This window comes from Arachidicoccus sp. BS20 (genome assembly GCF_001659705.1).
Classification (GTDB): Bacteria; Bacteroidota; Bacteroidia; order Chitinophagales; family Chitinophagaceae; genus Arachidicoccus.
Genome location: NZ_CP015971.1, coordinates 2,240,662 through 2,253,388, shown reverse-complemented (window position 1 = coordinate 2,253,388; position 12,727 = coordinate 2,240,662). Strand labels below are relative to the sequence as shown.

At 40.4% G+C, this 12,727-nt stretch carries 8 protein-coding genes; 5 read left to right on the top strand and 3 right to left on the bottom strand.

What is annotated here, in order from left to right; all coding sequences use genetic code 11:
- Positions 1 to 106: 106 nt before the first annotated feature.
- From A9P82_RS10135 to A9P82_RS10125, 3 genes are all read right to left on the bottom strand, one after another.
- On the bottom strand, positions 107 to 1,285 hold the full coding sequence (locus A9P82_RS10135; RefSeq protein ID WP_082915309.1) for a FecR family protein: 1,179 nt from the start codon (positions 1,283 to 1,285) through the stop codon (positions 107 to 109).
- A gap of 59 nt (positions 1,286 to 1,344) precedes the next feature.
- The gene (locus A9P82_RS10130; RefSeq protein WP_066207498.1) at positions 1,345 to 1,956 is read right to left on the bottom strand and encodes an RNA polymerase sigma factor; all 612 of its coding nucleotides are present in this window, start codon (positions 1,954 to 1,956) and stop codon (positions 1,345 to 1,347) included.
- Positions 1,957 to 2,210: 254 nt separating this feature from the next.
- Positions 2,211 to 2,771: an RNA polymerase sigma-70 factor gene (locus A9P82_RS10125; protein WP_066207496.1), complete on the bottom strand. Its 561-nt coding sequence runs from the start codon at positions 2,769 to 2,771 to the stop codon at positions 2,211 to 2,213.
- 184 nt (positions 2,772 to 2,955) lie between these two features.
- On the opposite strand from A9P82_RS10125, the gene A9P82_RS10120 reads away from it, so the two are divergent.
- The 5 genes from A9P82_RS10120 (at position 2,956) to A9P82_RS10100 (ending at position 12,654) form a co-directional block, all read left to right on the top strand.
- Positions 2,956 to 4,098: a FecR family protein gene (locus tag A9P82_RS10120; RefSeq protein ID WP_066207495.1), complete on the top strand. Its 1,143-nt coding sequence runs from the start codon at positions 2,956 to 2,958 to the stop codon at positions 4,096 to 4,098.
- Between the two features lie 262 nt (positions 4,099 to 4,360).
- On the top strand, positions 4,361 to 7,771 hold the full coding sequence (locus A9P82_RS10115; protein ID WP_197492141.1) for a SusC/RagA family TonB-linked outer membrane protein: 3,411 nt from the start codon (positions 4,361 to 4,363) through the stop codon (positions 7,769 to 7,771).
- A 188-nt stretch (positions 7,772 to 7,959) separates the two neighbouring features.
- Positions 7,960 to 9,342 (top strand): RagB/SusD family nutrient uptake outer membrane protein, encoded by a 1,383-nt coding sequence (locus tag A9P82_RS10110; protein WP_066207488.1) that lies wholly within the window; start codon positions 7,960 to 7,962, stop codon positions 9,340 to 9,342.
- Positions 9,343 to 9,365: 23 nt separating this feature from the next.
- A complete protein-coding gene (locus A9P82_RS10105; RefSeq protein ID WP_066207486.1) occupies positions 9,366 to 10,301 on the top strand; it encodes an ABC transporter ATP-binding protein in 936 nt (311 codons plus the stop codon).
- 40 nt (positions 10,302 to 10,341) lie between these two features.
- A complete protein-coding gene (locus tag A9P82_RS10100) occupies positions 10,342 to 12,654 on the top strand; it encodes a DUF4350 domain-containing protein (protein ID WP_066207484.1) in 2,313 nt (770 codons plus the stop codon).
- Positions 12,655 to 12,727: the final 73 nt, after the last annotated feature.

Below are 12,727 nucleotides of genomic sequence, written 5' to 3'. Positions count from 1 at the left end.
AAACATTGTGGCCGGGAGCGTTCCAGCGCTTCCGGTTTTGTTTGCATCCAATCTTTTTCTATTATCCTGAAGGCATAGTTGTATTGATTTTTTTGTTAATAAATTTTTATTGCGTTACGATTATTTTCTTGTTCTCAATAGTAAATTTTACCTTACCGGTCAGTTCCAGCGTTTTCAAAAAATCTGAAATATTGATAGATGCCGGTATTTCGGCATTAAAACGGTCATTTATATTTGCGCGGTATTCTACATCTGCATCGTACCACCTCGACGCCTGCCGCATAATGGTTTTTATGTCGGTACTTACAAAGTAAAACTGGTTGTCTTTCCAGGCAGTTACTTCATTCAAATTCACATTTTCGACAATTTTTATTTGTCCTTTGTTGACCAACTGTGCCTGCTGACCTGGTTGTAATAGCTTACTGCCCGATTGGTTGCTTATTTTTACTTTGCCTTCCAGCAATGTGGTTGTTATTTGGTCTTCATCCGGGTAAGCATTGATATTGAAATGTGTGCCTAATACTTCTACCTGTGTAGCGCCGTCATTGATTTTTACAATAAAGGGCTGTTCCGGATTTTTAGCAACCTCAAAATAAGCCTGTCCGGTAATATTTACTACACGCTGCTTTTCATTAAAGGCTAGCGGATATCGAATGGAGGATGCTGCATCTAACCATACCTGAGTTCCATCGGGAAGTAAGACGCGGTAGCGTCTTCCTTTATCGGTTGAAGCAGTATTATAAGCGGTTTGCATCCCTGCGCCCACATAACTGATAATGCCGTTCTTTTTTATTATTTTCACATGGTTTTGCGTAGCTACTATACCGTCCTTAACTGTGTCCAGAATAATTTTTTTACCGTCATTAAGCGTTAATACTAATCCCTGATGCCCCGGCTGAATTTTTGTTTTGGGTCTTACATTGGACACTGTTTTCTCTGCATCCGGGTTAACCTTGCGAGAGGATAAATAATAAAATCCGCTGATAAATGCCAGCACAAAGACAGCTGCCGCTGCTAACCGCACCCAAGATACATGCCGCGTGTGATTGTCGATAGTTGCATTCTCATCGCTTCCCTGTAAAATTGCTTTTAATATTTCTTTTGCTTTATCATCGGGCAATTCGGTAAATAATCGGTCGGGTATATTGTATTTTTCGCCATAGTCGCGAAGCAGCTTCATAGAACCGGGTTGATTAAGTAAGCGGAAGAACTCCTGCTTTTCAGAAGGGGATATTGATTTGTCAATATATTTTTGAAATAACGATTCTAAGCTCTGTTCGTACATACAAATATTTGTTTGCTATTTGTATATAGACTTTCATAACCGGAGAAGTTATTAGTCGTTTAAAAAAAATATTTTCCGGCAAATAGAAAAAGTGCAAACAGGCAAGTAACAATCTTGTTGCTGCTGTTATATAAAAACGTGCGGACGGTACGTAAGGCAATTGTAAGATGAGCACTTACTGTAGCCTGGGACAATCCAAGATTTTTGGCAATCGTTTTTCTGTCTTGTCCCTGGATTCTCGATAATTCAAATATTTTTCTTTGTTGAGGACTAAGGCGATTAAGCATATCTTCAAACAAAATTTGTAATTCCTTATCTTCTATATATTGTTCTGTGCTGTTAGTCTCTTTATGAAAATAGCTTGATAAATAATCTTCCTTTCTTTGGTATTCAATTGCTCTTTTTTTCAAGATGGTTAAAGAACGGTTACGGGTAACGGTATTAATCCATGCTGAAAAATTTTTAATTGCTCCCAGATTGTGGCGGTAATTCCATATACGGGAAAAAACATCCTGTACAATTTCTTCAGCATCGGCTTGGCTTTCGGTATAAGCCAATGCAATGGAGTACACCAGGTTTTTATACATAAAAAACAATTTTTCGAAAGCTGATTCATCACTGTTCGATATTAATGCCAACAAACGATTGTTTTCTACATAATGCTCATCCATACCTAAAAAGTTAGAGAGATTCACAGAGGAGTTGTCTTAACAAAGGTTGAAAAAAATAGAACATGAACAAAATATTTTTGCGTTTCCATTTATTATTGAACATCAAAAACAAGTATGAATTTATGGTTGTTTAAATTTTCCGAAATGAGCTATAAGGGCTTTTGTCTGTTCCTTGCGGACTGACAGGGCGATGCGACAAGTTCATTGGGCGGCGAAAAATAAACGGATGAAAAAGGGCTTATCGGATACAAGTCCTATGGAAGTATAGAACTCTTTGTTATATAACAAAATACCAGAACGCAAAGCGCCTGAAAGTCTTTATGGTTTCTCAAGGTGCGTAATGCTTTTGTAATATGCTGCTCTACCGTTTTCATGGATATGCCTAATTCGTTTGCTATTTCACGATTGCTGAACGAATGTTCCCGGCTGAGTACAAATACTTTTCTGCATTGTTCCGGTAAGCCGGCAATAGCTGTTTGCAACTTTTCTTCAACTTCTTTGTGGTTCAGATAGTCGCTTACATTATTTCCCGGAATTTCGGGTATCGCAATCTCCTCTATGGACTGGAGCTGCATTTTCAACATCTCTCTTTTATAGTTGAAGAATCTGTTGCGCAGTGCGGTCAATAAGTAACCCTTCAAAGTAGTATGAATATGAAGTTGGTCCCGGCGGAGATATAGCTGCATCATTACATCCTGTACCAGGTCTTTTGCGATTTCTTTGTCCTTTACTTTGGCTATAACACGATTTACCAAATAAACAACATAGCGTTTATACAGCGCTTCAAAAGCGCGCTCATCTCCGTTTTGCCACAACTCTATCAGCGCTGGATCTGTATGTTTAGAATAATTGATAATATGTATATTTTTATTTGGTTATTACTTCTTTTGGTTTGGTTACAGCAACAAATTTATAAGTAAATTAATTATTTCTTAAAAAAATATTAACCCGAATAAGGGTGGGATTACATTTTTGTGTACATGTAAAAGAAGGACGATTATGGACGAAAGGCAGTTATTGTATTTATTGGATAAATTTTATCTCGGTACTTGTACCGAGGAGGAAGAGGCGTTGTTGAACGAGTGGTTTCGGCAGAATGAGCCGGAAGAGCAAAAATGGCTTTTGTCTGAATCGGGAGAAGATGGTGTTGCAAACGAAATGTATTCGGTATTCCTGCGAGGGCTTAAGAATAATAAATCCAATACTCTTTTTAAAAGAAAAAGGTTGTACATTATTTCTTCCGTTGCGGCGGCAGTGCTATTGTTTTTATGCGCCGGATTGTACGTGTATCTGCATCGCACCTCGAATGTGCAAGTGGCTCAAACAAATATCGTACACGACGTGCAGCCGGGGCGGGATGGTGCTATACTCACTTTGGCAAACGGCAGGCAAATAGTATTGGACAGCGCCGGAAATAGCAGTACAGTCATGTCTTTAGGAAATGCAGATATAGTAAACCGGAACGGAGAAATTTCTTATTACAACAAAAAAGAAGTTGCAACCAAACAGATTACATATAACACGCTGAGCACACCCAAAGCAAGGCAGTATAAAATTGTATTGCCGGACGGTACAAAAGTATGGTTGAATGCAGCAAGCGAATTGCGTTATCCTACTGCATTTACCGGAGCGGAGCGTGTAGTTGAGCTAACGGGAGAAGCTTATTTTAATGTAGTGCACAATGCGGAGCAGCCGTTTAAAGTAAAAGCCGGCAATAAGGTAATAGAGGACATCGGCACTGTGTTCGACATTAATTCTTATGAAGACGAGCCGGAAGTAAAAACTACTTTGTTGGAAGGAGCAGTAAAAGTGGATGGAGTGCTGCTGCATCCGGGTGAGCAGGCGTTGGCTGACGATAAAGGCGAGGTGCGCATAGAAAAACATATAGATATTCGACAGGTAACTGCCTGGCAGAAAGGAATGTTTGAGTTTGACAACACCGGGTTGGAAGCAATTATGCGCCAAATCAGTCGGTGGTACGACGTGGATATTGTTTATCAAAAACCGCCTGGTAGCGATGCTTTTGGCGGCGGCATCAATAAAAATCAGCCTTTGTCAAATGTCCTGAAACTACTGGAAGCAAATGGCGTGCATTTTAAGTTAGAGGGGAAAACATTAATCGTAAATCCATCTAAAAACTGAGCGGATAAAAATTATAAAGTATGCTAATCAAATATTTTTTAATTAAAACAAATTTTTCTATGACATAAAAAAGTGGAAACCAATTAAAAAGCCGGTAAATGCTGGGAACATTTGCCGGCGGCATTTTGGCAAAAATTTAAACAAAGATGGTAAGTATCATTTATTCATTCACCAAAAACATTGCGAAACTATGCAATTATCTGCAATCTTTTTGTCGTGCAGCAAAATCGGCAAAAAACGAACCCCAAATATTGTACGGGTTATGAAACTGACAGCCATATTTCTCTTGGCAGCGTGTATGACGGTGTCGGCGAAAGTAAAATCTCAAACGGTTACACTTGACGTAAAGAATGCGCCTGTTCAAAGCGTATTCAGAGAAATCATTCGCCAGACCGGCGCTTCAATTATTTATAACGAATCGCTCTTTAGTAAAGAAGCTCCGGTTACGATTAAGATAACCGATGCGTCGATTAAAGAAGCATTAACGGAGTGCCTTAAAAGCTCGTCGCTGACTTTTGATATTGAAAACAATACAATCATCATTAAGCGGAAACGTGATACTCCGTCGCCTTCCGCTCCCGCGGCATTTTACAATGGTCCGCTGCCTGTGGAAATAGTGCATGGGCGTGTTGCCGATACGACCGGAAATCCTTTGGATGGTGCTTCTGTTGAGGTGCATGGTTCTATGACCGGAAGGTTTGTTACAAATGCCAATGGAGAATTTGAAATCAGCGGGTTACAACAAGGCGATACATTGATTGCTTCCTATATAGGTTATATTGACAAAACGGTTATTTACAGAGGCAACAATTACATTTACATTCCGTTGCGGATAAGTCAGAATGTGTTGGATGAGGCAGTTGTACAGGCTTATGGCACCACATCAAGGCGTTACAGCGTAGGCTCAATTTCCACAATTAGCGCTGAGGATATTGAAAAACAACCGGTAACAAATGTTGCACTTGCTTTGCAAGGGCGCGTTCCGGGATTGTATGTAACTCCAAGAGGCGGAGGTATTCCGGGAGCGATTGTTGGCTTGCAGGTACGTGGTCAAAACACGCTAATCTCCAACCCAAGCGATAACTCCACTTCTACTAATTTGTTGAGGCACGAAGACCAGCCATTGATTATTGTGGATGGTATTCCTACTGCATCACAAAACGTAAATCCTACGCAATTTCTTAACAGCTTTATCGCCGGTAGCGGAGGTCTGAGCCCTATTAACGGATTAAATCCTGCAGATGTTGAAAGTATCAGTGTTTTAAAAGATGCAGATGCGACTTCTATTTACGGTTCGCAGGGAGCCAATGGTGTTATCGTAATTACGACCAAAAGAGGAAAAGCTGGGAAGACTCAGCTCAATCTCAATGTAAATACGGGTCCTAATTCTCCTACGGAAAATATGAAGATGTTGAATACACAACAATATTTGCAATTGCGGCACGATGCTATTAATTTGGACGACCTTGACCTTACAACTATTCCGAGCTACCAGGCGGCTTCTTTCGCTGATATTCTAAATTTTGATACAACGAAATATACTGATTGGGTAAAGAAGTTTTTTAATAAAACACCTTTAAATACAGATGTTCACGCAAGTGTTTCCGGCGGCACGAACAATGATACTTATATTCTTTCAGGTGGATATACAAGGGCCGGTTATAACTTACCCGGCGACTTTGCCGACAATAGGTTTACTTTCCATAGCGGAGCACATCACACCTCGCTCAATCATAAATTTACATTGGACTTTGGTACGGATTTGTCTTATGACAAAAATAATTCTTCTGTACCGGCATCAGCGGGACAGGCAATGACGCTCGTTCCTGATTATCCTGATTTTTTCACACCATCCGGGGACTTGGTGTGGAACTACAATGGTATTGGTCTGAATCAAATATTTGCAGGTTTGAAAGAGCCGTACAATATTCAGCAATTTCAGTTAAGTGCTAATCTGAAAGCCGATTATGAAATTATTTCCGGATTGAGAGTTGGCGTGCTTGCAGGTTATAGCCGTTCTGATAATAAAGAATATAGTGCCTCTCCTATATCGGCGCAAGACCCAAGTAACCAATATGCAATATCATCTGCAAGTTTTGGACAGAGTGTCAGTCAAACAATTGATATAGAACCGCAACTGAATTTCAGAAGATATATTGGCAAAGGTATTTTAACGGTGCTTGCAGGAGGTACGTGGAAAAAAGCATTTGGATATAGTAACACCCAATACGGAACCGATTATCCGGACGATGCCTTGCTGAACTCTATTCAAGGTGCAAAAACAGTTACTTATTCCGATAATAGTACGATATACAAATATACGGGCGCATTTGCTCGCTTAAATTACGTATATGCAAATAAATATATCATAAACCTTACAGGCAGGCGCGATGGGTCCAGCAATTTTGGACCAAGTCATCAGTTTGGTAATTTTGGTTCTGCGGGTATGGCATGGATATTTTCGGAAGAAGGTTGGTTTAAAAGAGCGTTGCCGTTTATTAGTTTTGGTAAATTATCCGGCGACTATGGTACAAACGGAACAGATGGTGTACAGTCTTATATGTATCAGGCGTATTACAAAATATACAATTCCAGCCCATCACAATTCCAAAATACAGTTCCTCTGATTCCCAATAACCTGTACAATCCTGATTACACATGGGCATCTAAACACGCCTTGAATCTACATATAGACTTGGGCTTGTTTAAAGACAGGGTTTTGCTTGGCGGTTCGTGGTATCAAAACAGGACGGGTAACCAGCTTACCAGCTATCCGCTTCCTGCCATCACGGGCTTCAATTCCGTTGTGGAAAACATGAAAGCAAATGTACAGGACAGAGGTGTTGAATTTACCCTGAGTACTAAGAATATTCAACATAAAAATTTCAGTTGGAATACAACATTCAATATTTCTACCAACAGAAACAAATTGTTGTCATTTCCCGGATTGGCAAATTCCTCTTACTCGGGAACTTATGAAATTGGTAAATCCGTGACACTTTTACGCGGTTTCAAATATGCAGGTATCAATGATACAACGGGCGTATTCCAGTTTTATAAAGGCGATGGTAAAACCATAACGGCACCAACCGGTTTGATTTATACATCTGTATCTAAAGGTGGCGACCAGGTAATAATTGGAAATTCCGAACCTAAGTTTTATGGTGGCTTCGGCAATGATTTTACCTATAAAGGAATTTCATTAAGCATATTCTTCCAATTCAGCAAGTCGTATGCAAGAAACTATTTGACAGCTATTTATAATGGTGGAGGTGGTCCGGGATATATGGCTAACTATCCGGATTTTGTTTTAGGCAAAGTATGGCTGAATCCCGGCGATGCTGCTAAAGGTGCGATATTCCAGAGACCAACAACAGGAGCCAGCTATACGACTTTGGCATCGCAGGCACAGAGCGGGGCATATTATTTTGCGTCTTCTTCAGGAGCGTATAGCGACGATACTTATATGCGGTTAAAAACTTTGTCAATCTCTTACACATTGCCGCCCAAATGGGTAAAGGCGATGCACATGACCAATTTTAGCATATATGTAAATGCGCAAAACGTATTGACATTTACCGATTACAAAGTTGGCGACCCTGAACTTCCGGGACAACTATACGGTATTCCCACACAAAGGACTTTTCAAGGTGGACTAAGCATGAGTTTTTAATTGAAATAATCAAAAAACGAGAGTGAGCTGTAGTGGCTTATACATCGGTCTTCAGCTCATTTTTTGGACTATTAAAAAACAATAAAAATTAAACCGGATGAAATGCCCATAAGAATTGAGCTTATCCAAAGCAATAATTATTTAGGAGCATTCCGTGTGGCAATTAAAAACATTAAAAATATAAACACATGAAACTATATCATCGTATCATCAATAAATTATCTGTCGCACTTATGGTTATGTCTGTGGCAGGAATTACTTCTTGCAAAAAGCTGATAGAAATTCCTGGCAATCCGCCTACGGAGGTGCAGCAAGAAATGGTGTTTAACGACAGCTCGGATATTATGAGCGCTATGGCAGGCGTTTACCTGAATTTCAAAATAGCCGGCGGCGGACAGAATATATTCAGCGGTATGATTACAGAATATATTGGATGTGCTTCTGATGAGCTGGCTTATTCCTATGGCAATTCATTTTTGACGAATACTTATGTGGCTACCGATGGAACAGCCGGCAATTTCTGGTCATCGGCATATCAGAATATTTATTACATAAATGCTTGTTTGCAAGGTATTACTTCTACCGGTGCTATCAGTGATTCTTTAAAGGAATCGTTGCTCGGAGAGTTGAAGATGGTAAGAGCTATGAACTATTTTTATCTTGTCAATTTGTATGGTGGAGTTCCCATTGTTACGAGCATAGATTATAAAGCAAATGCTATTTTACCGCGCTCATCGGTAGATTCGGTATATGATTTTATTCTTTCTGATCTCATGGATGCCCGCAAAGTACTGAAACCTTCTTATCCCTCTGAGGGAAGGGCACGCCCCAATTTGTACACAGCTGATGCGTTGCTCGCCCGTGTTTATTTGTACAGAGGGCAATATGCACAAGCCGATGCATTGGCAAGTGACGTAATCAATTCCGGTTTATATAGTTTGGTGGCGCCCGGCAGCGTTTTCCTGCAAGGCAGTAATGAAGCAATATGGCAAGTACCGGCAATAGGTACAAGTCAGCAAACAGCAGAAGCTTATGCTTTATTACCTTTTAGCATCTATTCCGCTCCAAACTGGCAGGCTACAAATTATCTTTTGGATAGCTTTGAAACAAATGACCTGCGGAAAACCTCGTGGATTGGTGTAAGTACAATTAACGGAACGAGCTATAATTATATAAACAAATACAAACAACGTTCTAAAGATTCACTTCCGGCTGAAGGCTATGTAATGTTTCGCCTGGCAGAGCAATATCTGATACGCGCAGAGGCATTGGCACAGCAGAATAAATTAGATAGTGCATCCGCTGATTTGAATAAGATTCGAACCAGAGCAGGATTGCCAAATAGTACGGCATCTACCAAAGAAGAAATCATCAATGCCGTGATGCACGAAAGAGAAATAGAGTTTTTCTGCGAATGGGGACACCGTTGGTTTGACCTGAAACGCACAGGAAGAATTGATGCGGTATTGAGCAAAATCAAATCGGGCTGGGTGCCGGAAGCGGCGCTTTTACCTGTGCCTTATAACGAATTGCAGAATGACCCATACTTAACGCAAAACCCCGGCTATTAATTTCAATTATTTATATTAAAAATATGGAAGAACCAATCGTACGTATCAGTCATTTGTCCCACAAATATAATGGCAGCAATTGGGCGATACGCGACATCAATATAGAAATATATAAAACAGGAATAGTAGGTTTACTCGGCTCCAACGGAGCCGGTAAATCCACTACGATGAATATTCTGTGCGGCGTCATCAACCAGACGGAAGGTAAAGTTGTTATTGGCGGTATAGATATGCGCGAGCATCCCGAAGAGGCAAAAAAGCAAATCGGTTTCCTGCCGCAAAACCCGCCGTTATATACCGACCTTACAGTAGATGAATACCTTGAGTTTGCTGCCAATATGCGGGATATTCCCCAAAGTAATATCAAAAGCGCGATGGATGAAGCGAAAGAACGTTGCGGTATTGCACATTTCAGCAAGCGTTTGATTCGTAATCTTTCCGGCGGTTACAGGCAGCGTGTGGGCATTGCGCAGGCAATTATCCATAAACCCAAACTGGTTGTTCTGGACGAACCGACCAATGGTCTTGACCCTAACCAGATTATCGAAGTAAGGGCTTTGATTAAAGAAATAGCAGAAGAAAGGTCGGTCATTTTTTCTACACACATCCTGTCGGAAGTGCAGGTATTATGTAAGGATATTAAGATGATTGACTCAGGAAAGATTGTTTTTTCCGACACAATGGATGCTTTCAACAATTACGTTACACCGCACAGTATGATACTTATTCTTGCTAATCCGCCGGCAGAGAATGCTGTTTTGCAAATACCGGGAGTAACCAAAGCGGAATTTCTGACAGCGCAAAGGCTTCGTATTTATTTTGATGGTTCGCAAGACGTGTCGCAGAAGATTATCGAAACGGCGGTTTTAAACAAATGGCTTGTACAGGAAGCTTTTCTCGAAAAAAGTTCCTTGGATGAAGTGTTTGCAGAACTATCCGGAAAAGGAAAAAATAAATAAAGCATTCTTATTTAAAGATTAAAATTCATTCAAATAAATAATGAAAAAAATATTCAAGATAGCGAAGTTGGAGTTAAGCAATCTTTTCTATTCGCCTATTGCATGGTTCCTTTTAATTGTGTTTGTGTTTCAGGCGGCATTTAATTTTACCCACACGCTGGACGGACTGATGCGGTCAAAACATTTGATGGACAAAGATGATATATTTGGCTTCCTTACCAATTATATTTTCAGCGGTTGGGCTACAAGTTTGTTTCCCGGTTTGTTGGATAAATTGTATCTCTATCTTCCGTTGCTGACAATGGGGCTAATCAGCCGGGAAATGAATAGCGGTACTATCAGCCTGCTATATTCATCGCCTGTAAAAGTCCGGGAAATTGTTTTCGGTAAATTTCTGGCGATGGTAGGCTATGCACTCGTGCTTATCGGTGTTTTGATGCTGTTTGGGATTACTGCGTTTTGGTTTATTCCGCACATGGATGTAGCATTATTTCTTTCGGGTTTGTTTGGTGTTTTTCTGTTGCTGTGTACTTATGCGGCTATCGGTTTGTTCATGTCCTGTTTAACGAGTTACCAGGTGGTTGCAGCGCTCAGCACGTTTGTGGTATTTGCTGCTTTGACTTATGTGGGACAAATATGGCAAAAAGTAGATTTTGTGCGCGACCTTACGTATTTCTTGTCCATTTCCGGGCGTACAAGCAAAATGATTGCCGGGCTTATTACGACAAAAGATGTTTTTTATTTTGTGTTGATAGCCGGGATGTTTTTGGTTTTCAGTATTATTAAATTACAATCCGGCAGGGAAACCAAGGCGTGGTATATCAAAGCCGGAAAATATGTGGGTATATTTGCGTTTGTATTACTGGCGGGCTATATTACTTCAAGACCGGGATATGTCGGTTATTGGGATGTAACGGCTACTAACGTGAATACAATTACCGAAAGTGCGCAAAAAATTATTAAGGAGCTGGATAGCCCTTTAGAAGTAACGACGTACATTAATTATCTCGACCGTAATTATTATCTCGGTTCTCCCGATAAGCGCAATGCAGATTTGGACAGGTGGGAAAAATATATCCGCTTCAAAAAAGATATTACATTGAAGTATGTGTATTATTATGACGATGTACCGAGCGACCCTTATCTGCACAAATACATGAATAAAAATAAGACCATATTGCAAATTGCACAAAAACGGGCGGAAGCGGATAAGGATGACTTGGACCGGTTTAAAACGCCGGCTGAAATACATAAGGAAATAAATCTTCTCCCGGAAGGAAACAAATACGTAATGCGGCTGAAATACAAAGGCAGAACTACTTTCCTGCGAATATTTGACGACCCTGAAACTTGGCCCAGCGAAACAGAAGTATCTGCTGCTTTAAAAAGGCTGATTTCCATTCCGCCGAAAATAGGCTTTCTGCAGGGCGACTATGAAAGAAGTATCGACAAAGATGGAGATGATGCGTACAAAAATATTGTCAATCTCAAACCATTTCGTTATTCGCTCATCAATCAGGGTTTTGATGTAACACCTGTTATGGCAGACAGCACACACAGTATCCCTGCCGATATTGCGGCATTGGTAATTGCCGACCCGCGAAAAGAATTAAGTCCGGCAGCCTTGAATGCAATCAGGAAATACGTTGCTGCCGGCGGTAACTTGATGATTCTCGGAAAGCCCGGCAAACAGGAGATACTTAATCCGTTATTAAAAATGCTGGGCGTTCAGTTAATGCCGGGTCAGATTCTCCAGGACAGTAGCGCTTATGCGCAAAATATCGCTACCGTTTATCTTACCAAAGAAGCGGCACAATGGTCGCCTGTTTTGCAAGGCGCATATAACGACAGTACTTTCGTAAGTATGCCGGGCGTGTGCGGTATTAATTATAAAGACAGTGAGGGATTTAGGATAACGCCTTTATTATTAACAGACAGCGCCAAAAGCTGGAATCATGTTGGTAATGTTGTTTTAGATTCTTCGGCTATTAAATATAATCCGGCTTTAGGAGATGGGAAAGGTCCGTTTGCGACCACAATTGCATTAACGCGTACCGTGAATGGCAAAGAGCAACGTATTATTGTGAGCGGCGACGCTGATGTGATGAGCAATGCGGAATTAGGGCGCAAGAATATGGGTAGAACGGTAAATTTTCAATTCAATACTGTGTTGTTCGGCTGGTTTACTTATGGAAAATTTCCCGTGAACTCTTACCGTCCGAAAGCAAAAGACCACTTTTTTACACTAAGCGATGCCGGTTTTAAAATTATCAATATCGGATTGTTATGGATATTGCCTGTAGCGTTATTGCTGTTCGGAACTATTTTATTAATCAGGAGAAGACGGAAATAATGTTGAAATAATATTCTAAAACAGGTTATTAATGAGAATTGATTTTTATTGCAAGTAATAAAAAGACTTTTCC